Below are 25,504 nucleotides of genomic sequence, written 5' to 3' on the forward strand. Positions count from 1 at the left end.
CTGCCAAGTCCCCCTAGAACGTCAGCCTCAGGCCGCCCTTCATCGTCCAGTTGTACTCTTCGTACTGGAGGAGGTTCTGTCGACCACCAAGATTGTTGAACGCAAAGAATTCCGCGTTGTTGATGTTGATCCACTCATAGTAGACCTGCACATTGTCGGTCACTTGATAGCGGGCGGTAAAATCGAGCTGAAACAGGCTGTCCGTGTACCGGTCGAAGTCCGGCCCATCGGCGTTCAGTTCGTCAAGGAACCCGTCGCGGTACGTCCCGGCCAAGCGGAGGTTGAGGCCCGCCTTGTCATAGCCCAGCACGGCGTTGAAAGTGTTCTCGCTGGTGGCGGGGAGCTGAATTTCGCGGAAGGTTGGATCCGCGCCAACCTCACCTACCGGATCCTCAGCGATCAGACCGCTCGCATCAGTGTATGTGTAGTTGAACTGAACCAGCGTGCCATCGAGGAAGCCGGGCAGAAAATCGAGTTTCTGATAGAGGCTGAACTCGAAGCCGTAGACCTCGGCGCTTTCACCGTTGACGAAGGTCTCGGCCTCTTCGAACTGCACGCCAAACAGTTCGCCCGGTTCCTCAATCACCAACCCAGTGATGTAGTCTTTGATATCCTTGTAGAAAAAGGCCGCCGTGATCGCGCCGTTATTGGCCATATAGTATTCGATCGAGGCGTCAAAGTTCCAAGCCGTCGTCGGGTCCAGTTCAGGGTTGCCGATCACCGCTTCGCGATCCTCGTTAAGTTCCACCCGTGGTGCGAGTTGTTCGAAACCGGGTCGCACCAGACTGCGATAGCCAGCCAGGCGCAGGATCAGATTGTCCTGAGCCGCGTAGCGCATATTCAGACTAGGCAGCCATTGATCGTAGTCCCGCTCAAAGTTCAACGGGGTGACCGAGACGTTCTCATCGCCATCCACGGCGGTCGTGAAACCGTTTAACACGTTGTCGGTGCGCTCATAGCGCACCCCGCCAATCACCAGCAGCTCGTCGGTTTCCCACCGCCCGAGCAAGTAGCCTGCCAGGATATCCTCTTCGACTGCGTAATCCTCATTGGCGCTGTCGATCGCGGAGTCCGGCTGAACCGGATCGCCGAAGACATCGGGGTTGCTGTCGAAGAAATCGCTGAATTCGGTGAGGCCAGGCAGCGGATCGAGATTGGCAAGCGTGTTGCTCGGGCCCTCACCAAGGAACTGCGAGAGGTCGAGATCATCAGCTTCGTAGAACTCGATCTCGCCGTTGAAGGTCTTTTCACGCAAACGAGCCTTCACGCCGCCCTGGATGGTGAACACGCCGCTGTCGGTGAGAATGTCGTAGCCGAGGTCAAACCGGCCCGCGTACTCTTCATCTTCCGCATCTGAGAGCGAGGTCAACTCAACCTCGTCCAGTTCGTAGGTCGACGGATCGAAGAACGCATCCGCACCGGTCGCAACATCAAAACCCGGACGGCGCAAATCGGTGAAGTCAAAGCCAACGGTCAGCTCGTTCTCAAATTCGCCCAGGAAGACCGCTGGATCCACCGAGCCCTGGTTTTCGAGCTCTGAGGATTTGGCCCAGCTTACGGAGTATTCCGCGTTCAGATTGCCCCAATCGCTCTCGCCGCCGAACACGAGCGTGCGGATACGTTGGCGTTCAAAACGGTCCTTGATGTCTCGCTCAACCTCGATCACCGTTTCGTCCTCGGGATCGTTTAGATCGCGGATATCGTCAAACACCGGATTGGCGCTGGTTCCGCTTACATTGGCATCGCCGAGTCCGAATACCAGGCGGCGGCGGAACTCCTGGTCGTCGAACTGGCTCCACACGCCTTTGAGATACAGCTCCGTGCTCTCGCCAACCTTGGCGTCAAAACCCAAGGTCGCGCTGATACGCTCACGATCGACAAGATAGTCGCGATACTGGACTTCCTCAGCGTAAATCTGGCCATCTTCAAGCTGCCAGTCATCGGCTTCGATATTGTCGGTCTGAAATTCGCGGTTGTAATATGAAAGACCACCGCTGACGCCGAAGTTCTCCGTCAACCGAGTGGCGAAGTCGAAGCCGAGATCGGCAGTGAACGTATCGCGCAGCTCATTGTAACTGCCGCCCAGCTTAACGACGTAAAGATCCTCCTTGCGATCAAACGCGCTGGTCGTGTTAATCTGGATCGAGGCACCAATCGTGTCGGCGTCCATGTCCGGTGTCAGCGATTTCTGAACTTCGATGCTCTCGATGATCTCGCTGGAGACCACATCGAGCGCGACGCCGCGGATGTCGCCCTCAGGCGCCGGGATACGCACGCCATTGATTGAGGTCGCGTTAAGATTGGGGTCAAGGCCGCGAACCGCGACGAAGCGCCCCTCGCCCTGATCATTGAGCATGTTGATGCCAGGCAGACGCCGAAGGCTTTCGGCGACGTTCTGATCAGGGAATTGACCGATGGCATCGCGCGTCAAAACGTCCGAGACGACGTCCGAGTTGCGCTTGCGCGACAGGGCAGAGGCTTGCGCGGCGCTTTGCCCGATCACAAGGATAGCGGTCCCGCTTTGTCCAAGGGCGAAATTGCGGGTCACCGTTCCCTCAGCCGAAACCGCGATCGTATAGCGAACCTCGGGCGCGCCGACATAGCTGGCGACGATCGTGTAGCTTCCCTCGGGGACATCCCTGAAAACAAAGCTGCCGTCGCGTGCGGTCGTCGTACGGCGGCCCAATTCGACGATCAGAATTTCGGCTGCACGAAGAGCGTCGACCTCACTCGCATCGGAGACGGTCCCGCGCACTTCACCGGCAAAGGCCGGTGTGACCAGGCACGCAGCGAGGGCGGCAGACGCACCGCTGAACAAGTAACGAAAACGCATAGAATTCCCCCTCAAGGCCCGTGAATGCGGATCAACTCGATGCGCGTCGCCTACGTGCAGCAGGTGACGGGGGAACTACGAATGTGCGAAAGAAGTCTGACAATCACCGAGGCAATTGTTACGCCGCTGTCGCAAATATTGGATGATCGAGGGCGACGGGGTGGTGAGTCCTGCTGGGTTCGAACCAGCGACCTACTGATTAAAAGTCAGTTGCTCTACCAACTGAGCTAAGGACCCCCGTGACCGGGCCGCGCCAAAGCAAATCAGCGCCGAGTTGGAGCGTCCCGATAGAAAGCGATGCCCTTCGGGTCAAGCGCGGATCCTGGACATAAGGCGCGCCTTGAGCTGTTCAAGGCTAAGACCTGTCACCGGATCACGCCAGCGGGCGGCGATCGCGCTAGCCGGGCCGAGGACGAATGGGCGGCTTCGCATCTCACGATGCGGGATCGTCAGCTCCCGGCTCACCCACACCCCTCCGCTCCACAGGATGATGTCGAGATCGAGCGCTCTTGCCCGCCAACGCTGGCCGCGCCGCTGCGCTCGGGTTCGGCCAAATTGGCGTTCAACCGCATGAAGGACTTGCAGCATGTCGGTTGGATCAAGCGCGCTTTCCACCACCGCCGCGCCGTTGGCGTAGCGCCTGAGCGAGGGGCCAACCGGATCGCTCTCCACAACCGGCGCGGCCGTCACAACCTCAACCCGGTCTTCGGCCTGCAAGGCCTCAAGCGCCGCCGCCAGCACGCGCCGCGGCCCGCCGAGACTCGCGACGCGCATGTTGGAGCCCAGCGCGATGAGATAGGTCTCGCTCAAATGTCCTCGGCGATCCGGCCGTAAAGCTGCGGGCGACGATCGCGGAAGAATCCCATGCCCGCCCGGTGTGTGGCCGCGCGCGCCAGATCGAGTGTTGCGATCAGGAGGCTTTCTTCTTCTGCTCCGAACTCGGCAACCAGATCCCCCCACTCGTCGCTGATGAAGGAGTGGCCGTAGAACCGTTGCACGGCCCCCTCTGGGCCCTCGGCCCCGATCCGATTGCTCGCGACCACCGGTATGCAATTGGAGACTGCGTGGCCGATCATGGCACGGCGCCACATGCGACTGGTGTCGAGATCGGTATCGTAGGGTTCCGAACCGATTGCGGTGGGATAGAACAGGACTTCCGCGCCCTGCAACGCCATCACCCGCGCCGCTTCCGGATACCACTGGTCCCAGCACACGCCGACGCCGACGCGAACACTCTGCCCCGCATCACCCGGCACGTCCCACACCTTGAAGCCGTCATTGCCGGGGCGAAAATAGAACTTCTCCTCATAACCCGGCCCATCTGGAATATGGCTCTTGCGATAGGTCCCCATGATCTCGCCGTCAGGGCCAATCATGGCGAGGGTGTTGTAGTAATGATGCCCATCGCGCTCAAAGAAGCTGGTCGGGATGGTCACCTTCAGCTTTGCCGCGAGATCCTGCATGGCGATCACGCTGGGATGCTCGTGCGTGGGACGGGCCAGCGCAAACAGCGCCTCATCCTCCTCGCGGCAGAAATACGGACCGGAGAAAAGCTCCGGAGGAAGGATCAGCTTTGCGCCTTTGGCCGCGGCTTCCTTGACCAGCGCTGCGACGGCGGCGATGTTCTCGCCTTCACGCTCGCGGCTAAGAGAAAGCTGCAGGGCGGCGACGGTCAGTGTGCTCATATCGCCGCCCGTTAGCGTTACGTTGACCGAATGAACAGGCCGGTTGCCATCAAGCCGGCTTCCTGAACAAAAGTGTCATGCGATCGCTCTCGCCGATCGCCGCGTATTTTTCGCGGTCCTGGTCGCCTTTTGCGAAGCTCGGCGGGAGGGTCCAAACGCCGTCATCATAGTCGGCGGTATCGTTGGGGTTGGCGTTGATCTCGCTTGTCTCCACCAGCTCAAAGCCCTTGCCCTCAAAAAAGGCAATCATCTCGTCCTGCTTGAGATAGCCCTTGTTCCCGTCAACATATTCGTCCGCCGCCTCGGCTTTGGCGCGGTGCTGCACGACGCCAAGCATGCCGCCCGGTTTAAGCGCGGCAAACAGGCCCTCGATCTCGGCATCCGCAACGCCCCACCGCTTGAGGTTATGCATCATGCGCATGATCAGCACACGATCGACCGTGCCCTCCATCTCATCGGGGATGGCGCTGGTGAAGTAATAAGGCAGCTTCTCCGCCGCGATACCTGTGCTTTCGGCTTGCCTTTGCGAGAAGGTCGCCGCCCCCTCCTTGACCCGCTCCACAAAGGCTTCGCCCAGCGAAGCCGCCGCGTCCGGGCCAAAACCCACACCCACATACTGGCCTTCATCCGCCACATAGGGCGCAAGGATCCGAGTGTACCAACCGCCGCCCGGCGCGTATTCGATCACCGTATGGCTCGGCTCGACCTGAAAGAAGGCGAGCGTCTCAGCCGGGTTTCGAAACGCGTCGCGCGCCTTGTCTTCGGCCCGCAATTCAGCGTCGAGAACCTCTGCAAGCTTTGCGTTGTCGACCGACGCCTCGGTGTCCGTCTCGGTTGCTTCCACCGAGACGTTTGCTTCACACGCGCCGAGCGCCAACGCGCTCGCGAGAATCATGACCTTGAGTTTCATCCCATTCCTCCTGTGCGATCCGCTCAGCCGGCTTTCTTGAACAGCAGCGTCATCCGATTGCTCTCGCCAATCGCGAGATATTCAGCACGCCTGGGATCACTTTCGCCAGTCGCCAGCACCGGTGGCAGCGTCCACACACCGTTTTCCCAATCAGCCGGGTCTTCGGGGTTTGCGTTGATGTCGCTTTCGGCGGCCAGTTCGAAGCCGTTGGCCGCGAAGATCGCGACAACATCTTCCTTGCGCATGTAGCCGCGCTGGCGCGCGCCGTAGTCGTCATAGCTCGCACCTTCGGGAGCCATGTGCTGGACGACACCGACCATGCCATCGTCCTTGAGCATCTTGCGCGCCGCCTTGAGCACGTCGTCCGCGGTGTTGCCAATGTTGAGGCCGTGCATCGAACGGAAGATGAGCACACGGTCCACCGTGCCCTCCACGCCATCAGGCATCTCGTCGATCTCAAATGCGGTCACGGCGTCCGGCTTCGCGCCTACCATCTCGGCCACGCCGGCCTTGAAGCGCTCGGTCCAGCCCTTGGCGCGCGCTTCCTGAGCGCGGGTGCGATAGGCGCGCCCCTCGCTGTCCCCGTTAAACGCGATGTACTTACCTTCGGGCGTTAGGTACGGTGCGAGGACGCGGGTGTACCAGCCGCCTCCCGGGCTGAACTCGGCCACCGTCATTGTCGGCTCGACGCCGAAGAAGCCAAGCGTTTCAACCGGGCGGCGATACTGGTCGCGCTTGCCATCCTCCCCGCGCTTTTCGCTGGCAAGCACCTCTTCAAGGCTGGGCGCGGAGCCTTCGGTGTGGCCATCGGCAAAAGCGGGCGAGACCACAGCAGCGCTGGCGATGAGCGCAGCAATCGGGGCGATAAGGAATGCAGGTTTCATGACGAACGTCCTCTCCTCTGAATATTCTGCTGCGTCCTCTCCTGACGCGGTGGCATCGCAATGACAAGTCCGGGGGTGGTTTGACCCTACGAAGACCCTACATGGCTGGTCGAAGGAGAATGCGAGATGGAACAAGCGATCATTGCGGGCGGATGCTTCTGGTGCACCGAAGCGGTGTTCAAGGACGTTATCGGCGTGAGCGCGGTCGAAAGCGGCTATATCGGCGGCACCACAGCCAATCCAACCTACAAGGAAGTGTGCTCCGGTCGCACGGGCCATGCGGAGGGCATAAGGGTAACCTTCGATCCCGCCGTGATCAGCCTTGCGGAAATCTACGATGTGTTCCTGGGCACGCACGATCCGACCCAGCTCAATCGCCAAGGCAACGATGTGGGCACACAGTACCGCTCGGCGATTTTCCCGCTTTCTGCCAAGCAGGCCGAGGAAGCCGAAGCGGCGATTGCACGCTGGAACGCGGAGAATAGCGGAAGCGCGGTGACGACAATCGAAGGTCTCGTTGACGGCGAGCAGACCAAGCCGTGGTATGTCGCCGAGGATTACCATCAAGAGTACTGGGATGGCGAAGGGCAGCGAAACCCCTATTGCCTCGCGACGATCCCGCCCAAGATCATGAAGCTGAGGAAGAGCTTTCAGAAATACGTGAAGGCTTGACCGAAGTACCGCGTCAGATCACGCGCGGACCTGTCCATCTGCACTCAATTGCAGCGCTTTGCTCAAGGCCCATGCTCCTCCGATGAGAAGGGGCAGCGATGTTAAGGACAAGATCGCTGCAAGCGCGGCGATACCCTCAAGCCGGATGAACTCACCCAGTTCGAACACCGAAGTTGCGCCGTCCGTGAGCGACGGAATGAGCGTGTTCAAGCCTGCCAGCAAGAGGATTGCCGCAGCAACAAAGAAGGATCGATCCACACGCCCGCAGGTCACGATCCATGCCGCCAAAAGAAATAAGACGACCACGGTTCCCGCTATGGCCGTGACTGCGAAGCCGCTTTGAGCCGACAGCATGCCGTATTGATAGCCGGAATAAGTCGGATCGATCACACCACGCAGCGGCGCTGCCGAGTTGAACGATGCGTTGAGAACCAGAAAGGTCGCGCTTAGCCAGCCCATGAACGGCGCTTTGCGCGCAAGGGCGCGGGTGAAGACCATGACCGCGAACACAAAGCCGAACCCGATTGCAAGATATGGCCAGAACATAGGATATCCCCACCGCCTCAGTGTATTAAGTCACTATATCACTCCAAAGTGGATTGCAAGTCGATGCCCCGTTTTTTGCTAAGGACGGCGCTTGAATCGAGCTACGAAAAACCCATCGAGCCCGCCCTCATCGCCCAGCATTCCCGGATGCGTGCGCACCCAGCCTTCGGGTGTGGGTTTCAGGCCCGCTGGCAAATCATCGACGCGGATAGGCATGGGCGAGAGGTTAAAGGTCGCGTCGATCCACTCCGCCTGCTCCTCGCCCTCTTCGCGCTCAAGCGAGCACACCGCGTAGATCAACGTACCGCCTGGCTTAAGCCAATCGGTTGCCCTGGCAATGAGCGCGCGCTGGATCTTGACCATCTGGACGATCTCTTGCGGGCGGATGCGGTGCAGCACGTCGGGATGGCGGCGACATGTGCCCGTCGCGGTGCACGGTGCGTCGAGCAGGATCGCATCAAACGCGTGCTTGGGCTCCCATTTCAGAGCGTCGGCGCGCACGGTCGACGATGTAAGACCGGTGCGCTTGAGATTGGCCTTGAGCGCATCGAGCCGCCGCTTGGAGATGTCGATTGCGGTGACATTCCAGCCGTTTGCCGCCAGCGCCATTGTCTTGCCGCCGGGCGCTGCGCACAGGTCGAGAGCGTGCCCCCTGCCCCCTCCCAAGACGGTCGCTGGAATGCTGGCGGCGAAGTCCTGGACCCACCATGCGCCCTCCTCATAGCCTGAGAGCTTCTCAACCGGCGTTCCGCGCGGGACGCGAACGTGACCGGACGAAAGACTCATCCCGCCAAGCCGCGCCTGCCAGAGCGCGGTGTCCGCGGCGTTCTTGAGTCTGAGATCCACCTCCGGCGGCTCGGTGAGACCGGTGGATGTGGCAGCGGCGCGCTCAGTCCCCCAGCGCACAACCACCTCAGCGGGAAGTGTGGGAACCCGAGGAAGCGCAACATTCCGCTTCATGAGCGTCGAAAAGACGCCGTGGGCAAGCCGCCGCGGACCTCCGGCGAGGAGCGGAAGTCCCGTCGCGATCACCGCGTGCGCGGGCGTCTCCAACCGCAAGGCCTGCGCCAACATCAGCCGCAGCACGCTGCGCGGCTTCGCGTCCTTGGGCAGCGGCTTTTGAGTGGCGCTGTCAATCAGGTGATCGAGGTCGATCAGCCAGCGTAACGCCTCCCCTGCAATCGCACGCGAAAGCGCCTTGTCGTTCGCGTCGCGCACATCGCGCAGGGCAGAGGGGGCGGCCTGCTCCAGCGTCTCGCCCCGGCGCAGCACGGCGTCGAGCAGCTTGAGCGCAGCGCGGCGCGCGTGAATCCCGGTGGGTTGGGCCATTAAGGCCGCGATAGCGACCCCTGAAACCAAGCGCCAGCGCGCGCGTTAAATGGCTATGACCAAAAAGAAATCGGAAGCCGCCAAGAATTTCAAGAAGCCGGCGCACTGGACCAACGATCCGGCACCCGAACCCAAAGCTGTCGACCCTTTGAAGGGCGAACCGCGCGAAAAGTCTCCAACCCGCTACGGCGACTGGGAAAAAGACGGCATCGCCTGGGATTTTTGAGTGACGGGTTTTCTGTTTCATGATCGCCCATCCGGGCGATCGTCCTCGCTAGTCGTCCTCCGGGGAATCTTCTCCTGCGGACCCGCTGCGGGCGCGCAATCGCGCTTGCAAAATGATGGACTTCGTTTCGCACGATCAGGTGAGATAAGCGCTAAGGACGGTTTGCGGCAGCAAACCGCAAGGCCGACCGGCCGCCCGCAGGTGCCCCGAAGCCGAAGCTTCGGCGTAGGGAACAGCACCGAGGATGCTCGCCCGGATGGGCGAGCAAGACTTAGAGACTCTTAAACGTCACCTTCAGCCCGTCCTTGGGCTGGGGGATTGGCCAGGCTTGCCAGTCGGGCTTGTAATCCGTCCCGCCGCTCGTCGGTTCAATCCGATAGCGCTGCAGCAGCTGCGCCATCAGCACCTTGATCTGCATATACGCGAAATGAAGGCCCAGGCACATATGCGCCCCGCCCCCAAAAGGCACCCAGGCGTATTTGTGCCGCGCCTTCACCATCTCGGGCGTGAAGCGCATCGGATCGAAGGAGTAGGGGTTGTCCCAGTACTCCTCTGAGTGGTGCGTCCAGTGGATGTTGATGCCCACCATCTGCCCGGCGGGGATATGATAGCCGCCAAACTCGAAATCCCGCAACGCGCGGCGCGGCATGGAGGGGACGGGCGGGATCAGGCGCAAAACTTCCTTGAAGATCATCTCGGTGAGCTCAAGCTGGCCAAGATGATCGTAATCGAGCGGTCGCGGGCTCCCCCCCGAACCGATTACGCCGTCCGGACCGCCGGTTACAGCCATGATCTCGTCGCGCATCTTCTCTTGCCACTCGGGCTTCGTTGCGAGGTGATAGATCAGCGAGGTGGCCGACGAGGTGATCGTGTCGTGCGCGGCCATCATGAGAAAACTCATATGATCGACCACTTCGTCCACGGGCAGTAGCGAGCCATCTTCGCGTGTGGCGGTGGCGAACTGGCTGAACATGTCCTGCCCGCCACCTTCGGCCCGCCTGCGATGGGTCTCGCGGGTCAGATAGTCGACCATGTAGGCGCGGCCATCGACGCCCCTTTTCATCTTCGTAAAGGGCAGCGGTTTGCGAATGGGTGCGACGCTTGCCTGAACCATGTCGACGAACGCCGTGTTGATCCGGTCTGCTTCGGGGCCCCATGGGATACCGAGAAAGCTGTCCGCAGCCAGATCAAGCGTCAGCTGCTTGATGGCCGGTTGGAATTCCATCGCGCCTTCCCACTTGGCGGTTTCGCTTGCAATCCCGGAATTCAGCGCGCCCATGTAGTGGCGCATCGGCTCCGGCTTGAACGCAATTGACAGCGCGCGCCGATCTATCCGATGGTGATCGAAATCCATCAGCATAAGCCCACGCGGGAACAACTGATCAAGCACCGGGCCCCAGCCCTGCTCGGAAGAAAACAGCTTGTCCTTGTTGAACAGCACCAGCTCGTTAGCCTCGGCACCGATCAAGGACACGTGCCAGCCGCCAAAAGCGAAGCTTTTGTAAACCTTGCCATAAGTCTCGACCATGCGCCGGGTGAAGGCATGCGGATCGGCGAGCTGTGTGAAAGTGTTGCCGACGACCGGCCAGCCTTTTTCGCCCGGGACGTGCGCGATCGCATCGTCTGCCGGAATACCCTCGCTCCAATGCGCAAACGGGGACGCCTTCAGTGGGCCTGTCTTGTCCGGCGCTGCGGTGGCTTGCGCCTTCTCGGCTTGGGGGGCCAGGGTTGCCATAGTCTGTCTCTGCTCTCTCCAAAGCGGCTATTCAGGATACTCTGCGGTCCAAGCGTGCTAGCGCGATCTCGGTTCGCAAATGCAACTGACACAAGTGTAAATTGAGTTAAGCCTCAAATCCAGCCCGAAAGCTCGCGCCGGATCATCGCTTCGAGCATGGCGACACCGCTTTGGCTGACGTTCAGGCAGCTGAGCACCGCGTAATCCTCGCCGCCCGCTTCGACGAACTCATCCCGGCCTTCAAGCGCGAGCTCTTCGAGCGTTTCAACGCAGTCCGCCGAAAAACCTGGCGCGGCGACGACCAGGCGCTTCGTGCCTTTCTCGCCCTCGGCGATCAGCGTGTCATCGGTGGCGGGTTCAAGCCATTTGGCCGGGCCGAAGCGCGACTGGAACGTCGTCTCGAAGCGCACGCCGTCAAACTCGGGGCGATCGGCCAGACGCTCGCGCAACAGGCGCGCGCTCTTGTGGCAGTGGCAATGGTAGGGATCGCCCCGTTCGAGCGTGCGCTGCGGCATTCCATGAAAGGAGTGGAGCATCACTTCCGGCTTGAAATCGAGCGCCGCGACCTGACGAGTCAAATCCTCGGCCAGAGCATCGAGGTAGTTCGGATCGTCGTGATAGGGAGGCAAAAAGCGCAAGGCGGGTTGCCAACGCATGTCCCCCAGAACGCGGGCGACCTCGTCAAACACGGTGGCCGTCGTTGCCGCGCAATACTGCGGGTAGAGGGGCGCGACGAGAATGCGATCACACCCCTTTTGTGTCAACGCGACCAGCCGTTCTTCAATCGAGGGCTTTCCGTAACGCATGGCGTAGTCGACCACGATGTCCTCACCCAAATCCTCGGCGATCGCCTCGGCCTGACTCGCGGTAATGTCGGCAAGAGGGGAGCCGCGGTCTGTCCAGATCTTGGAATAGGCTTGCGCGCTCTTTTGCGGGCGCGTGTTGAGGATGAGGCCGCGCAGGATCGGCTGCCAGGCGATCGCGGGCAGCTCGATCACCCGCCGATCCGAAAGGAATTGCTTGAGATAGCGCTTGACGGAGGCGGGATCAGGCCCGTCGGGCGTGCCCAGATTAACCAAAAGCACGCCAACACTGCCGCTCTTTACGGGCGAGTGATCGTTCGGGAGGTGCTGCTTTTGCCAGGTCATTGCACGCTCAACGCGTTAAATCGCATCTGTATCCGCCAGACCAAAACCGCAAGCACCGGAAGGGAGAGGCGAGGATTCCGGTCATAGGCCATCTGAAAGTAGGGGCAGGCGACGAAGGCGCAAGCCTGTGGCGGAATAGAACGCGTTGGCGATGGCAGGAGGGGCGACAACCACGCCCAATTCGCCCGGGTCAGCAGGCGGTGCGGTACTGGCGATGAAGGCCACTTCGATCTTGGGGCAATCGCTCAGTTTCGGAAGCCCCAAATCTTCGTAGCGAAAGCTGGTGGGCAGGCCCGCGCGCCAACGCGGCGCAGCGCCCATCGCAAGGCCCAGCCCGAATATGAGGCCGCCTTCAATCTGTTGCAGCGCAATGTCGCGGTTGATGATGCGCCCGATATCGACCGCGACCGAAAGACTGGTCACACGAACGCCTCCCTCCCCAGCGCGCGCGGTCGCCACGCATGCGATCCGCCCGCCGGCTTGTGCGCTGCCGATGCGATGGCATGCCAGCCCCTGCCCGCTCTGGTCCGCGCCGCCGTTCCACTCAGCCAACCGCGCCGCGCGCTGGAGGCAAGCCGCAAGGCGCGCATCATCGCCCAACATCGAAATGCGATAGGACAGCGGCTCGCGGTTATGCGCGGCGGCGATCTCGTCGATAAAGCTTTCCATCGCAAAAGCGGTGTAACTGTGAGCGTTGCCGCGCACGCGGCCAGTGGGGAGGCCGATCTCGACCGGAACGTGATCGACCGCCAGGCGCGGCACACGGTAGGGCGGCACCGCGCCTTCGCAGGCCAGAACGTCCTTTTCCCCCTCACTCTCGCGGATTGCAGCCCAGCAGGTGCGCTCGCGAAACAGGCGTTCGCCAAATTCCAGCGTGGAGGGCGGGCAGGCAATGCGCACGCGCAAGGCATCGATGCTGCCCGACGAGGCTCTGGATGCGCCGAGTGGCCTTGCAAGCTGCGCGCCCAGCAACATGTGAGCGGGCGCGCGCGGGCGGCTGCGCACCAGCTCGTCGCGACGCGGCCATGTGAGCTGCACGGGCGCGCCGATCTCGCGCGCGATCAGCGCGACCTCGATCGCGTGATCGTGTTCGAGCCGCGCGTCATAGCTGCCACCTGCGGGCATGGGATAGAGGGCTACATCCTCGGGCCGGATACCCAGCGCCTTGGCCGCGGCCGTGCGCGCTTGTTCGGGCGCTTGCGCAGCCATCCACAATTCGAGGCGCCCCCCTGCGTAGCGCGCGGCGGCGCTGGCGGTCTCCAACGGCGCGGCGAGCGCGGGTTCAACCTCGTAACGCCGCGCAAAATCCACGCGCTGCAAAGCGTCGCCGCCCTTCTCATTGAGGCCTTTCTCGGCAATTCGAAAGGAGGGGCCGCCGTTCAGCGAAGTGCTCAGCCGCCCTGCAATTTCGCCGCTTTCGACCGGATAGAGCGTCTTGAACTGTGGCTTCATCGCCTTGAGCGCTTCGTTGGCGGTCCACCAGGTGGTTGCAGCGACCGCAACCCATCGCTTTGAACGCACGACACCCTTGATGCCTTCGAAGCCCCGGGCGCGATCCACGTCAAAACCAGTAAGCTGCGCGCCATGGTTGGGGCCATGGCGGATCGAGGCGTAGACCATGCCAGGCAAGCGCACATCGCTTGCATATTGATGGCTGCCGTCGACTTTGGACGGCAAGTCGATGCGCGGATGCGCAAGGCCGGCGCTTTCCGGCCCGGTGAGCACGTCTGAGAATACCACCTCTGCGGGCGGATCGGGACGCAAGGGGGGCGGGTCGGGCGGCACTCGGGTGGCCGCGCCCGCCGCCAGCTCGCCGAACGCGGCGCGCTCTTGCCCCAGGCGTACAAGGCCGCCGGAGACCTCGCACTGCTCCCAATTCGCGCCCCAGCGCTCGGCCGCTTCCATCGCCAGCATCGCCCGCGCCCCCGCCGCCGCGATCCGGCACGGCTCTTCGTAGGCAGCAATGGACGTGCCATCGGCCGTCGCGTTGAACCGCCGGGCTGTCGCCAGCCTTTCAGCCAGCGATGCATCGAGACTTTCGGACACGCCTTGCAAGAGCGGATCCCACAGATGCAGCCAGCGACTGGCCAGCGGGACATTGGCGTAAGCACCCGAGACCGCGGCGGGTTCGACCGCAATCTGGCGCCAATCCGCACCCAGCTCGTCGGCAATTATCTGCGGCAGAAGCGTGGTGATCCCCTGCCCCATCTCGCATTGCGGGACCGCGACCGTGACAACACCGTCCTCCCCGATCTTGAGCCACGCATCGAAGGCGAATTCTCCCTCGGCGGGGGCGAGCGGATTGGGCACGCTGCGCGGCACCCACCACCACGCCACCAGCAAGCCACCCCCGAGGGCCGCTCCTGTTGCAAGGCCGCGGCGCGAAATCTTCATCGCCTACGACGCTCCGGTGTCCAGCCAGCGCGCCAGGCGCTCAGCGACAGCGTGGAACGGCTTGCCAGCCTTGCCGTCTTCAACCGCCGGGGGCACGCCCTTGTCGCCAGCGAGCCGGGTTTCGATCGTCAGCGGAATACGCCCGAGAAACGGTATTTCGAGCGCTTGCGCAAACCGTTCAACCCCTCCCTGTCCGAACGGGTCGCTGATATGTCCGCATTTTGGGCATTCATAGCCCGCCATGTTTTCAACCAGACCGATGATCTCCACATCGCCCTGCTCGAACAATTGCCCGGCTCGCGCGGCGTCGAGCAAGGCAAGGTCCTGCGGAGTCGAGACAAGAATCGCGCCATCGGGCTTGCTGTCCGCCATCATGGAAAGCTGAACATCGCCGGTGCCCGGCGGCAGGTCGATCAGCAGTATGTCAGTATCGCCCCAATCGGCCTCGACCAGCTGACCGAGCGCCTTGCCCGCCATCGGCCCACGCCAAGCCAGCGCTTTGCCGGGGGCAACAAGGTGGCCCATCGAGAGCACTTTTACGCCGTGTGGGCTCTCGATCGCGACGAGTTTGTCGTCCTGCGCCACAGGACGCTCACCTTCGGTGCCCAGCAGTTTGGGCTGCGAAGGACCGTAAATGTCGCCATCGATCACGCCGACCTTTCGGCCCATGCGCGCCAGCGCCACGGCGAGATTGGTGGTCAGCGTCGATTTGCCCACACCCCCCTTGCCCGATCCGACCGTGATGATTTGACGCCTTTGGCGATCGGCGGTGAGCGCAATGTGCACCTCGGACACGTCGTCAAGTCGTGTGACCGCCAGCTTCATTGCGGCTTCGAGTTCGACCCGCGCGCCTTTTGACAAATCGCCTGCCTCAGCGACGAGGATCGCGCGCCCATCCTTCAGACGCGCCGAACGCACACGCTGCGCCATGTCGGGCGGCAAAGCGCCTCGCAGGCGCGCATCAGCCTCGCTCGACGGAGTCGCGGATTTGTCGGTGGAACCGCCTGGGGAGGGATCGCTGTCGCTCATAGCGACTTTGTCCCTAACACCAATTGAGGATCGTCTCGCCAGCAAAATTCGAGAGCCACCCCCTGTTTTTCCCAGTTTTGCGTTCCTATAAGGAAGACATGCAGAATACGGACGGATTGACATCACGGCTTGGCAAGGCGTTTGGCGTTTTGACCATGGCTGGCAAAAAGAGCCCCTGGGGCGGTGGCTCCGGCGAAGACGGCGCGCCCACGGGCGACAAGCCGGACAAGAGCGAAGGGCCGCGCAACCCCTGGCTTCCGGGCGGAGGCGGGGGTAAACGCCCGTCCAACATCGAAGACATCTTCAAGAACAAAGGCCCCGAAGGCCCGCGCCGCGGTGGTGGTCCGGGCGGTCCCAATCTTCGCCTTCCCGAGCTTCCGGGCGGTCGCAGTTGGGCGCCAGTCATCATTTTTGCTGTGCTGGCCCTATGGTACGCCGTAACGGGCGTTCACATCATCGAGCCGCGCGAAAACGCCGTCGTCAAACGGCTTGGTACCTATGTTGAGACCTTGCAGCCCGGCTTTCATCTGCGCCTGCCGTATCCCATAGAGACGGTCGACGTGGAAGACGTAGAGGGCGTGCGCGCCGTCAACATTCCGGGCGGTTCGAGCGAAAAGCTGATCCTGACAGGCGACCAGAACCTGGTCGACCTCAGCTATATCGTGCGCTGGCGTATCAAGGATCTGCCGGACTTTAAGTTCGAGCTGGCCGAGCCTGAAGAGACTGTCAACGAAGTGGCCGAAGCCGCGATGCGCGCGTCGGTCGCCGAAAAGACGCTTGACGAGACCTTCACGGGCCAAGGCCGTGCGGAGATCCAGCAATCGGTGCGCGAACGGATGCAGGAAACGCTCGACCGTTACCAATCCGGCATTCAGGTCGTTGGTGTCGAAATCGCGAAGGCGGACCCGCCCGGCGCCGTGGTCGAAGCCTTCCGCGACGTCTCCGTCGCCGAACAGAACGCCGACCGTGCGCGCAACCAGGCGCAGGGCTACGCGCAGCAGACGATCGCCCAGGCGGAAGGTGAGGCCGAGGCTTTTGACAAGGTGTATGAGCAATATCGTCTTGCACCGGGCGTCACCCGCCAGCGCCTCTACTACGAAACCATGGAGCGCGTTCTCTCGCAAACCGACAAGACCGTTGTCGAAGCGGAGGGCGTTACTTCCTATCTGCCGCTGCCGGAGGTGCGTCGTCGTTCGACCCCGCCCCCTCCCCCCACAACCGCAACGACAGGAGGGCAGTGATCGTGGAAAACATCTGGACCAAGTATCGTTTCGCCTTCGTCGCGGTGGGCCTCGCCATCGTCGCCTTCATGATGAGCGCGTTCGTGGTCAACGAGGAAGAGCAAGTCGTCGTCATCCAGACCGGTGAACCCATCGGCCTCGTCAACACACCGAAGGTTGAGGACACGCACCCAGCCGGGCTTTATTTCCGGGTTCCGATCATCCAGTCGGTGCGACGCATCGAAAAGCGCGTGCTTGACCTCGAGATGACCGACGAGGAAGTGCTTTCGAACGACCAGCAGCGTCTTCTCGTCAACGCCTACGCGCGCTTCCAGATCACCGATCCCAAGCGCATGATCGAGCGCGCAGGTACGACTGACGGTGTGCGCGGCGCGCTTGAGCCGATCCTCAACTCTGCGCTGCGTCAGGAACTGGGTCGCCGCACCTTCGCCGCCATGCTCACCGCCGAGCGCGGGACCGCGCTCGCCAATGTGCGCGCCAACCTCGACCGCGAGGCGCGACAATACGGCGCCGAGGTGATCGATGTGCAGATCAAGCGCACCGACCTTCCCGAAGGCGCGCCGCTGCAATCGGCTTTCCAGCGCATGGAATCGGACCGCGAAAGGGAAGCGCGAACCATCCGTGCGCAAGGCACCCGCGATGCCCGCATCATCCGCGCCGAGGCGGACGCCGAAGCGGCTCGCATCTATGCGGACAGCTTCGGCAAGGACGAAGGGTTCTACGATTTCTATCGGGCAATGCAGAGTTACGACACCAGCTTTGCCAAGGGGGAGGGACGCGGCGATAGCTCGATCATCCTGTCGACCGACAACGAGTATCTCCGTCAGTTCCAGGGCCAGCCCTGATCCAGAGCGTCCGGCGCGCCCGTTTCGGTCGCGTCGAACGACGAACCGTCAACACGGTCCGGCGAGCGGTTGGACTGTTCAAACAGCGTTCAGTGCGTCTTGCCCTAAGACGAGGGCGTAACTGGACCACACACGCGGCGCCGAACTGCGCGCCGGGTCCGCTTTGGGCGGGCGTAGACGAAAAGGAAAAGAAGGACGTGAGCAACGTGCGGTATGTGTATGGATTGACGAGCGCGCTCCTTGTGGGCGGTGCAGCGGTGACGCTGATGACCGGCCAACCTGTTGGCGCGCAGGTAGCCCAGAACGAGACCGAAGTGATGCAGCGCATCGTCCCGCGGGCTGGCGCGCCGGCGAGCTTTGCCGACCTTACCGAACAGCTGCAGCCCGCGGTCGTCAACATCGCGACCCGGCAGCGCGTGCAAATCAATCGCAACCCCTTTGCCGGCACGCCCTTTGCCGAGCTGTTCAACCGCCGCCGCGGCGGTCGCTCGCAGCCGCAGACGCGCGAGGCGCAGTCGCTGGGCTCCGGCTTCATTATTTCCGCGGACGGCTTCGTGGTGACCAACAACCATGTGGTTGCGCCCAATGATCGCGCGACGCTGGAGGAAATCACGGTCACCATGCCTGACGGAACCGAGTACGAAGCCGAGCTGGTCGGCGCCGACGCGCCCTCGGACCTTGCGGTGCTCAAGATCAAGTCGGACCGGACCTTCCCCTTCGTCAAATTCGGCGATTCCAGCCAGGCGCGCCCGGGAGACTGGGTGGTCGCCATTGGCAATCCGTTCGGCCTCAAAGGGACAGTGACCAGCGGGATAATCTCCGCTGTGTATCGCAACACGGGGCAAGGCGGCGCCTATGACCGCTTTATCCAGACCGATGCGAGCATCAACCGCGGCAATTCGGGCGGCCCTCTGTTCGACATGCGCGGCAACGTGATCGGCATCAACAACGCGATTTTCTCGCCTTCGGGCGGGAGCGTGGGCATTGGCTTTGCCATCCCCGCCGAAATCGCCGCGCCGATCGTCCAGCAGCTTAAAGAAGGCAGCGAGATTGAGCGCGGCTTCCTGGGCGTCGGTCTTGGTCCGGTCACGGAAGACATGGCGGATTCGCTGGGCCTTGAGGCCAATCGCGGCGAGATCGTCCAGAGCGTGCAGGATGACAGCGCGGCGCAGTCCGCCGGCCTCCAACCCGGGGACATCATCACCAGCATCAACGATCAGGAAGTGACCAAGGAACAGACCGTCATCTTCCTCATCGCCAATCTCCAGCCGGGCGAGACTATCCCGATCGAAGTGTTGCGCAACGGCCAGATCGTCTCGCTCACAGCGACGCTGGGCAAGCGTCCAAGCGAGCAGGAACTGCGCGCGCAACAGGAAACCTTCGATCCCGATTCCGAAGAACCGATGGACCCGGAAGAGATGGACGATGTGGTGGCCGACAAGCTTGGCCTTCAGGTTGTGCCGCTCACGCCGCAAATCGCGGGCCGTCTGGGTATTGACGAAGACACGGTCGGCCTCGTGGTCGCTGCGGTGGATCCGAATTCGGACGCGGGCCGCAAGGGCTTCCGTCGCGGCGACCTCATCCTTGAGGCCAATTACCAACCCGTTGGCACGGTCGAGGCGCTTCGCGAACAAATCGATCTGGCCGAAACCGAAGAACGCGCGGCGCTCTTGCTGCGCGTGCGTCAGAGAAGCGGCATCACCCTCTTCAGAGCCGTGCGCCTGCGCTAAACGCGGGGCTCGGATCAGCGCGAAACAGGAAAAGGCGCTTCGGAACTTCCTTGTCCGGGCGCCTTTTTCATGAGCTTTGGCCCCACCCCGATCCGCTCTAGTCGATAAAAACCTCTTCAAACGACGGGGGCTCACCGTCGTTCGGTGGCGGACGCGCTGGCGGCTCGTCGGGCGGCAGGTTCTGACCGGTCGCCTCCTCAAGGAAGTCCTCGCTGGCTGCAGGAGGAGGCTCTGGAGTTAAGGGCGATGTGTCATCGCTGCCTTCGGGCACCCCAAAACTGTCTTCGAACTCGGTGCGGCCCGGATCGACCAGATTGCCCTGCTCGTCGATGTAATAATAGTCGTCCGGATCGCCATAGAGGTATTCGTCATCGGGCTCGATCATCCAGTCCGGCAGGTTCAACTCGGTGTCAAAGGGGATGTCCGCGCGATCCTTCACCGCGACGCGCATAAACGCCGCAAAAGCCTGAGCGGGCGCGCGCCCGCCTTGCAAGCCCGGCACGCGCCGCGCGTCGTCCCGACCCATCCACACGCCAGTGGTGATACCGGAAGAGAAGCCGACGAAATAGCCGTCCTTGTTCGAACTCGTCGTACCGGTCTTCCCCGCGACATGGCGTCCTTCGATTTGCGCCGCGCGGCCCGTCCCGGTCTGGACGGCGGCCTGCAACAGATCGGTTATTCCAGCGGCCACATATTCAGGCACAAGTGTGCGCCGGGGCGGTTTCCGGCGCTCGTAAAGCAGCTCACCGCCCGCCGTGACCACTTTGGTGATCCCATAGGGCTCAACGCTTTCCCCACGCGCCGCAACTGCGGCAAAGGCGCGGGTCATCTCGATCAGACGCACCTCTGAGGTGCCGAGCACCATTGAGGGAAAGCTGGAAACAGTCGAGGAAATGCCAAAACGGCGCGCGGTCGAGGCGACCCGGCCAAACCCCACCTCGTTACCCAGCTGCGCGGCGATCGTGTTGATCGAAAAGGCAAAGGCGGTGCGCAGGTTGGTCTCGCCGATATTGCGCCCGTTGGCGTTGCTCGGGCTCCAGCCGTCGAAGCGAACCGGTTCGTCGGTAACGCGGCTTTCCGGCGTGTACCCTTCTTCCAGCGCGGCGAGATAGACAAACAGTTTCCAGGAGGATCCCGGCTGGCGCAGCGCGTCGGTCGCGCGGTTGAAATTCGTCGCGACGTAATCCGTCCCCCCGACCAATGCGAGGACAGCGCCGTCGCCGTCGAGACTGACAAGCGCGCCCTGCGAACCGTCGGGCACATTGCTCTTCACCGCCGTAGTCGCTGCGCGCTGCATCCCCACATCGAGCGTCGTCCACACCTCGATCGGGGCGGAGGTTTCCGGCAGCAGCAGATCGAGCTGCGGCAGCGCCCAATCCGTGAAATAGCGCACCGAATTGGTGCCCGCCTGCTGCTTGATCTCAACCGTGTCGACATCAACGCGCGCCTGACTGGCGGTGATATAGCCCTGCTCGCGCATCAGCCGCAGGACAACTTTCGCGCGGTCGACCGCGGCCTGGACGTCGGCGGTCGGCGAGTACCGGCTCGGTGCCTTCACAAGCCCGGCGATGATCGCGGCTTCGGCAACGCTCAATTCCTTCGCCGGGTGGCTGAAGAATTTGCGGCTCGCGCTGTCGATCCCATAGGCGCCGCCGCCGAAATAGACCTTGTTTAGATACAGCTCGAGGATCTGTTCCTTGGTGAACTTCCATTCGAGCGCCATGGCCAGCACCGCCTCGCGCGCCTTGCGGTCATAGGTCCGATTGGAATTGAGGAAGATGTTGCGCGCCAGCTGCTGCGTGATCGTCGAAGTGCCACCCACGCGTTCGCGCGCGCCGGTTAGCCCCTCGATGATCGCGCCGGTCAGCCGGATCGGATCGACACCATAGTGATCCTCGAAACGCTTGTCCTCGACGGCGACCATCGCGTTTTTCATGGTGTCGGGAATTTCGTTATACGGCAGCCAGACACCAAAGCTCGGCCCCAGTTCGACTATTTCCGATCCGTCGCGCGCGCGCACCAGAATGGTCTGGGCGTTCTGGGTGGACTTGAGCTGATAGAAGCTGGGGATCTCACGCGCGGCAAAACCGACCGCAAACGCCAGAAAAACCGCGCCAAGTAGCGCGACACCGACGCCCGCCACGACCAGGCGCTTGGTCCATTTCCATAGAAACGAAGGGCGCTCTTCACCGCTCGAGCCCCCATTGCGGGGCGCCTTCTTGCGCGGCGCAGCCTGGCGCGCGCGTTCGCTCGCGCCCCGGCGGCTGCCTCGCTTGTCCTTGTTTGTCAGCTGTCTGCCGCGTTTTGCCATTACGCGCTGTGTGCCCGGTCATCGATGATCATGAAGAGCGCCCTGCATAGGCAAGTTGTAACAAGGAGTGAACACCGACGCACGGGCGCGTCCCCGCCCGATCTGCACCACACGGCGCATCGCGCAACCGTTTACGCGCTCATCCCTCGTTCTCGGGGGCAAAGCTGAGCGCGGCGGAGTTGATGCAATAACGAAGTCCGCCTTCCTCGGGAGGGCCGTCGGGGAAAACATGCCCCAGATGGCTGCCGCAATTGCCGCACAGAACCTCGGTACGGATCATGCCGTGCGACATGTCACGCCGTTCTTCGATCGTGTCTTCGTCCGCCGGCCGTGTGAAGGCGGGCCAGCCGCAGCCCGAATTGTATTTAGCCGCGCTGATGAACAGCCGCGTGCCGCAGGCCGCGCACATATATTCCCCGTCCTCGTAGAACTTGTCGTATCGGCCCGAAAAGGGGCGCTCCGTCCCGGCCTCGCGCAGGATATGAAACTGTTCCGCGCTCAGCCGTTCGCGCCACTGCGCTTCGGTCAGTGTCTTGGGGTCTTCGCTCATCGCCGCTGCCTCTTCTTGTTACGCGGCGCATATAGGACGCGCGGCGCACAAAATCACGCATCGACCTTGGCATAGTGATCGGGCGGGCGGATACCGTCCATGCGCTCGGTCAGCAGCGGCTGAAAGCTCGGGCGGCTCTTGAACACCGCGTACCAGCCGCGCGTCTGTTCGTGATCGGTCCAGTCGATGCCGCCCAGATAGTCCGCGACCGAAATCTGCGCGGCCGCAGCAAGGTCCGCCATGCTCATGGTCGATCCGGCCAGCCACGGGCGCGTGTCGATCAGCCAATCCATGTAATCGAGGTGGCCATGCGCCATACGCATCGCGTTCGAAAGGACAGTGCTATCGGGAGGTTGGCGCAAGATCAGGCGTTTCTTCATTCGTTCGTTGAGCAGTGGCTGCGTGACATCGTGGAAGAAATTCTCATCGAACAGCGCGGTCAAGCGCCGGATTTCGGCTCGCGCGGTGGCCGATCCGCTGATCATCGGCAGACGATCAACGGTCTCTTCAAGATATTCGCCGATCGCGCGGCTGTCCGACAACACCGCCTTGCGATCCTCGCTCACGATCACGGGCGTGCGCCCGGCCGGGTTGAGGTTGTAAAACTCGTCGGAAGCGTTCCACGGATCCGCGCGCACGGGCTGATAGGCGATATTCTTTTCGCCCATGAGCAAGCGGATCTTGCGGCTGAACGGGCACAGCGGGAATTGGTAGAGATACCACATATTGCGGCGAACCCTTAACGCGCAAAAGCGCGCGTTGAAAGCGTGGTTAACGCCCCTTTCTGAATAGGGCGATCAGAGCCCGGCGGCTTGCAGCATCAACAGGCAGGCAGGCATCACGGCGTCGACCTCACCCGCTTCGTTGAGCCGCACGGCTTCGGCGCGCACTTCGCGCTCGATGGCGGCGCGGTCGAGCCGATGCTCGTCCATAATCCCTGCCAGCGTCACCACGAAAAACTCGCGTCCCCGTTCGCGCAAGTCGGGCTCGGCGCCCCCCGCCATCTCCGCGCGGTTGGCCGCGAGCGCAAACGCCGCCGAGCACCGAATCGCGGCGCGATTTTCGCTTGTCAGCCGGGTTTCACGTGCGGACTCGGCAACTTCGGCGGAGGGCGTGACGGGCGCGGGCTCGGACGGATTGGTGGCCTGAAGCGCAAGCGCGAGCGCGGACAAAAAGAGGGTTTCGATCATGGCCAAGGCACTATACGACTTTGGCTGAACGCCCGGCTACAAGGTCTGGGCGTAGATGAGAGGAGAACCCCCAAATGCTCAACCATGTGATGATCGGCTCCAACGACATCGAAAAGTCCAAGACGTTCTACAACGCCGTTCTCGGTGTGCTGGGCGCGGGCGAACCTATGGTCCATGTTAACGACACCGGACAGACCCGCCTGTTCTACGTTCACGATGGCAGCACGTTCTCGATCAGCGAGCCGATCAATGGAGAGCCGGCCACGGTCGCCAATGGCAGCACAATCGGGTTTGTCTGCGATTCGCCAGAACAGCTCCAGAAATTTCACGATGTGGCCCTGGCCAATGGCGGCGCGACGATGGAAGACCCCCCTGGCCTCCGTGAAGGCAGCATGGGTCCGATGTATCTGTGCTATTTCACCGATCCCGATGGCCACAAGATCTGCGGCATTCACCGCCCTGGTTAAGCCTCAGCGGCTGACCTCAAACAATGCGAATTCGGCGCGCCAGTTTGCGCCTGGCGTGCCGATTTCCTCTCCGCCCGAGAAGAACCAGCGGCGTTCGATGCGAGCGCCTCTTTCATTCACCAGGCGGCGAAAGTCCTCAATTGTTACATGGTGGATATTCTGCGTCTCGTACCAGCTCACCGGCAAAGCCTGCGTCACGGGCATTCGTCCGCTGAAAAGCAACGCTGAACGCGTGCGCCAGTGAGCAAAGTTTGGAAAGCTGATGAAGGCCGTGCGGCTCACGCGCAGCAATTCCTCCAATGTCTTGTCCGGTCGCGCGCTGGTTTGGAGCGTTTGGCCCAGCACGGTGTAATCGAACGCGTTGTCCGGATAGTCGGCAAGGTCTCGGTTCGCGTCGCCCTGCACCACTGACAGTCCGCGCGAAACGCATTTCTCGACCAGCTCCGCATCGATCTCGATCCCGCGCGCGTCGATCCCGCAATCGTCGCGCAGCACCGCCATCAAGGCGCCATCACCGCACCCAACATCAAGCACGGTTTGGCCAGCCTTCTCTCGCAGTTCCTGAGCGATCACGGCGAGGTCAAAACGCAGAGGGGGCTTAGCCATTGAGGAAGCCCTCCACGACGCGATCGAGCTGATCGTGCGGCAATAGAAAACTATCGTGCCCGGCGCTGGCGCTCAATTCCACGAAGCTGACCTGCGCGCGCGTCGAATTGAGCGCGTGGACCACGTGACGGCTCTCGCTGGTGGGATAGAGCCAGTCAGTGTCGAAACTGACGAGACAGAAGCGTGCCGTCGTACCGGAAAAGGCGTCCGCCAGCTTGCCGCAGTGCTCCTCGGCCAGGTCAAAGTAATCCATTGCGCGGGTGATGTAGAGATAGCTGTTCGCATCGAAGCGCTGGGTGAAGCCGCTGCCCTGATAACGCAGATAGCTTTCCACCTGAAAATCGGCGTCGAAGCCGAAGCTTTTCGCGTCGCGATCCTGCAAACGCCGCCCGAACTTCTCGGTCAGCCCCTCCTCGGAAAGATAGGTGATGTGCGCAGCCATCCGGGCCACCGCAAGGCCATTGTCGGGCCGCGAGCCGCTCGCATAATAATCTCCATCGCACCACGCCGGGTCTGCCATGATCGCCTGACGACCAACCTCGTGAAAGGCGATGTTCTGCGCAGAGTGCCGCGCGGTCGAGGCGATGACGAGGACGCGCTGCGCGCGCGTCGGCCAATTGGCCGCAAGGCTGAGCGCCTGCATCCCGCCCATCGATCCACCGATGACGGCGTGCAATCGCTCGATGCCAAGCCCATCGAGCAGCGCCACCTGCCCTCTCACCATGTCGCGGATGGTGATGACTGGGAAACGCATCGCGTAGGGCTCGCCATCGGGCGCGAGGCTCTTGGGTCCGGTCGATCCCATGCACGATCCGATGACGTTGGCGCAGATGACGTGGAAGCGATCCGTGTCGATCGGCTTTCCAGGACCAACCATGCGCTCCCACCAGCCCGGCTTGCCCGTGATCGGATGCGCGCTCGCCACAAACTGGTCGCCGGTCAAAGCGTGGCAGATCAGGATCGCGTTCGACTTGTCCGCATTCAGCTCGCCATAGGTCTCATACGCGATTTGTGCACCAGCCAGATTCTGTCCGCTGTCAAGCGGGAGCTCGCCGGGGATGGCGTAGAGGTTCGAGGCGGAGGCCGGCTTCATCCCGGTGCCTAAAGAGGAAAAAGCGCGGCTCGACAAGTTCGCGCATGACGGCTTGTGGCTTTTGCTTTTTTTGTCCAAGC

The 25,504-nt window shown here is 62.2% G+C and carries 23 protein-coding genes and 1 tRNA gene; 6 read left to right on the top strand and 18 right to left on the bottom strand.

Annotated features, from left to right (window positions below; all coding sequences use genetic code 11):
* Nucleotides 1–13: 13 nt before the first annotated feature.
* From QNI87_RS11085 to QNI87_RS11110, 6 genes are all read right to left on the bottom strand, one after another.
* Nucleotides 14–2,833: a TonB-dependent receptor gene (locus tag QNI87_RS11085; RefSeq protein WP_300596432.1), complete on the bottom strand. Its 2,820-nt coding sequence runs from the start codon at nucleotides 2,831–2,833 to the stop codon at nucleotides 14–16.
* A gap of 161 nt (nucleotides 2,834–2,994) precedes the next feature.
* A tRNA-Lys gene (locus QNI87_RS11090) sits at nucleotides 2,995–3,070 on the bottom strand.
* 72 nt (nucleotides 3,071–3,142) lie between these two features.
* A complete protein-coding gene (gene folK, locus QNI87_RS11095) occupies nucleotides 3,143–3,643 on the bottom strand; it encodes a 2-amino-4-hydroxy-6-hydroxymethyldihydropteridine diphosphokinase (protein ID WP_300596434.1) in 501 nt (166 codons plus the stop codon).
* Nucleotides 3,640–4,518 (bottom strand): N-carbamoylputrescine amidase, encoded by an 879-nt coding sequence (aguB, locus tag QNI87_RS11100; RefSeq protein WP_300596436.1) that lies wholly within the window; start codon nucleotides 4,516–4,518, stop codon nucleotides 3,640–3,642. Before aguB ends, folK begins: the two co-directional genes overlap by 4 nt.
* Nucleotides 4,519–4,567: 49 nt before the next feature.
* Nucleotides 4,568–5,428 carry a methyltransferase gene (locus QNI87_RS11105; RefSeq protein ID WP_300596438.1) on the bottom strand — a complete coding sequence of 287 codons (861 nt, stop codon included), beginning with the start codon at nucleotides 5,426–5,428 and terminating at the stop codon, nucleotides 4,568–4,570.
* 23 nt (nucleotides 5,429–5,451) lie between these two features.
* Nucleotides 5,452–6,312: a hypothetical protein gene (locus QNI87_RS11110; protein WP_300596440.1), complete on the bottom strand. Its 861-nt coding sequence runs from the start codon at nucleotides 6,310–6,312 to the stop codon at nucleotides 5,452–5,454.
* Nucleotides 6,313–6,438: 126 nt separating this feature from the next.
* Here QNI87_RS11110 and msrA point away from each other — a divergent pair, with 126 nt between their 5' ends.
* The gene (msrA, locus tag QNI87_RS11115; protein ID WP_300596442.1) at nucleotides 6,439–6,984 is read left to right on the top strand and encodes a peptide-methionine (S)-S-oxide reductase MsrA; all 546 of its coding nucleotides are present in this window, start codon (nucleotides 6,439–6,441) and stop codon (nucleotides 6,982–6,984) included.
* A gap of 18 nt (nucleotides 6,985–7,002) precedes the next feature.
* Here msrA and QNI87_RS11120 read toward each other — a convergent pair whose 3' ends face one another.
* Nucleotides 7,003–7,530, bottom strand: a complete 528-nt coding sequence (locus QNI87_RS11120) for a hypothetical protein (protein ID WP_300596444.1) — start codon at nucleotides 7,528–7,530, stop codon at nucleotides 7,003–7,005.
* 78 nt (nucleotides 7,531–7,608) lie between these two features.
* Nucleotides 7,609–8,859, bottom strand: a complete 1,251-nt coding sequence (locus tag QNI87_RS11125; RefSeq protein ID WP_300596446.1) for an RsmB/NOP family class I SAM-dependent RNA methyltransferase — start codon at nucleotides 8,857–8,859, stop codon at nucleotides 7,609–7,611.
* Nucleotides 8,860–8,908: 49 nt separating this feature from the next.
* Here QNI87_RS11125 and QNI87_RS11130 point away from each other — a divergent pair, with 49 nt between their 5' ends.
* Complete coding sequence (locus QNI87_RS11130; RefSeq protein WP_366146183.1) at nucleotides 8,909–9,085, top strand: DUF1674 domain-containing protein; 177 nt, start codon at nucleotides 8,909–8,911, stop codon at nucleotides 9,083–9,085.
* Between the two features lie 271 nt (nucleotides 9,086–9,356).
* Here QNI87_RS11130 and QNI87_RS11135 read toward each other — a convergent pair whose 3' ends face one another.
* The 4 genes from QNI87_RS11135 to QNI87_RS11150 form a co-directional block, all read right to left on the bottom strand.
* Nucleotides 9,357–10,820: a cytochrome P450 gene (locus tag QNI87_RS11135; RefSeq protein WP_300596448.1), complete on the bottom strand. Its 1,464-nt coding sequence runs from the start codon at nucleotides 10,818–10,820 to the stop codon at nucleotides 9,357–9,359.
* Between the two features lie 113 nt (nucleotides 10,821–10,933).
* The gene (hemH, locus tag QNI87_RS11140) at nucleotides 10,934–11,968 is read right to left on the bottom strand and encodes a ferrochelatase (RefSeq protein ID WP_300596451.1); all 1,035 of its coding nucleotides are present in this window, start codon (nucleotides 11,966–11,968) and stop codon (nucleotides 10,934–10,936) included.
* Between the two features lie 81 nt (nucleotides 11,969–12,049).
* Complete coding sequence (locus QNI87_RS11145; RefSeq protein ID WP_300596453.1) at nucleotides 12,050–14,362, bottom strand: molybdopterin cofactor-binding domain-containing protein; 2,313 nt, start codon at nucleotides 14,360–14,362, stop codon at nucleotides 12,050–12,052.
* Between the two features lie 3 nt (nucleotides 14,363–14,365).
* Nucleotides 14,366–15,391, bottom strand: coding sequence for an Mrp/NBP35 family ATP-binding protein (locus QNI87_RS11150; RefSeq protein WP_300596455.1), 1,026 nt, complete (start codon nucleotides 15,389–15,391; stop codon nucleotides 14,366–14,368).
* Between the two features lie 98 nt (nucleotides 15,392–15,489).
* Here QNI87_RS11150 and QNI87_RS11155 point away from each other — a divergent pair, with 98 nt between their 5' ends.
* From QNI87_RS11155 to QNI87_RS11165, 3 genes are all read left to right on the top strand, one after another.
* Complete coding sequence (locus QNI87_RS11155) at nucleotides 15,490–16,632, top strand: protease modulator HflK (RefSeq protein ID WP_300596457.1); 1,143 nt, start codon at nucleotides 15,490–15,492, stop codon at nucleotides 16,630–16,632.
* 2 nt (nucleotides 16,633–16,634) lie between these two features.
* Entirely contained in the window at nucleotides 16,635–17,477 is an 843-nt protein-coding gene (locus QNI87_RS11160) for a protease modulator HflC (RefSeq protein ID WP_300596459.1), read from the top strand.
* A gap of 197 nt (nucleotides 17,478–17,674) precedes the next feature.
* On the top strand, nucleotides 17,675–19,207 hold the full coding sequence (locus tag QNI87_RS11165) for a Do family serine endopeptidase (RefSeq protein ID WP_300596461.1): 1,533 nt from the start codon (nucleotides 17,675–17,677) through the stop codon (nucleotides 19,205–19,207).
* A gap of 97 nt (nucleotides 19,208–19,304) precedes the next feature.
* Here QNI87_RS11165 and QNI87_RS11170 read toward each other — a convergent pair whose 3' ends face one another.
* The 4 genes from QNI87_RS11170 to QNI87_RS11185 all read right to left on the bottom strand — a co-directional run bounded on the left by QNI87_RS11170 (nucleotide 19,305) and on the right by QNI87_RS11185 (nucleotide 23,264).
* Entirely contained in the window at nucleotides 19,305–21,518 is a 2,214-nt protein-coding gene (locus QNI87_RS11170) for a PBP1A family penicillin-binding protein (RefSeq protein WP_300596463.1), read from the bottom strand.
* 139 nt (nucleotides 21,519–21,657) lie between these two features.
* Nucleotides 21,658–22,068, bottom strand: a complete 411-nt coding sequence (gene msrB, locus QNI87_RS11175) for a peptide-methionine (R)-S-oxide reductase MsrB (RefSeq protein ID WP_300596465.1) — start codon at nucleotides 22,066–22,068, stop codon at nucleotides 21,658–21,660.
* A gap of 53 nt (nucleotides 22,069–22,121) precedes the next feature.
* The gene (locus QNI87_RS11180) at nucleotides 22,122–22,793 is read right to left on the bottom strand and encodes a glutathione S-transferase family protein (protein WP_300596466.1); all 672 of its coding nucleotides are present in this window, start codon (nucleotides 22,791–22,793) and stop codon (nucleotides 22,122–22,124) included.
* Between the two features lie 72 nt (nucleotides 22,794–22,865).
* Nucleotides 22,866–23,264: a hypothetical protein gene (locus tag QNI87_RS11185; RefSeq protein ID WP_300596467.1), complete on the bottom strand. Its 399-nt coding sequence runs from the start codon at nucleotides 23,262–23,264 to the stop codon at nucleotides 22,866–22,868.
* A gap of 68 nt (nucleotides 23,265–23,332) precedes the next feature.
* On the opposite strand from QNI87_RS11185, the gene QNI87_RS11190 reads away from it, so the two are divergent.
* Nucleotides 23,333–23,725 (top strand): VOC family protein, encoded by a 393-nt coding sequence (locus QNI87_RS11190; RefSeq protein ID WP_300596469.1) that lies wholly within the window; start codon nucleotides 23,333–23,335, stop codon nucleotides 23,723–23,725.
* 3 nt (nucleotides 23,726–23,728) lie between these two features.
* Here the strand turns inward: QNI87_RS11190 and metW are convergent, their stop codons facing one another.
* Both metW and QNI87_RS11200 read right to left on the bottom strand, forming a co-directional pair.
* Nucleotides 23,729–24,331: a methionine biosynthesis protein MetW gene (gene metW / locus QNI87_RS11195; RefSeq protein ID WP_300596471.1), complete on the bottom strand. Its 603-nt coding sequence runs from the start codon at nucleotides 24,329–24,331 to the stop codon at nucleotides 23,729–23,731.
* Nucleotides 24,324–25,424 (bottom strand): homoserine O-acetyltransferase, encoded by a 1,101-nt coding sequence (locus QNI87_RS11200; RefSeq protein WP_300596473.1) that lies wholly within the window; start codon nucleotides 25,422–25,424, stop codon nucleotides 24,324–24,326. Before QNI87_RS11200 ends, metW begins: the two co-directional genes overlap by 8 nt.
* Nucleotides 25,425–25,504: the final 80 nt, after the last annotated feature.

The organism is Erythrobacter sp. (assembly GCF_030066995.1).
Lineage (GTDB): Bacteria > Pseudomonadota > Alphaproteobacteria > Sphingomonadales > Sphingomonadaceae > Erythrobacter.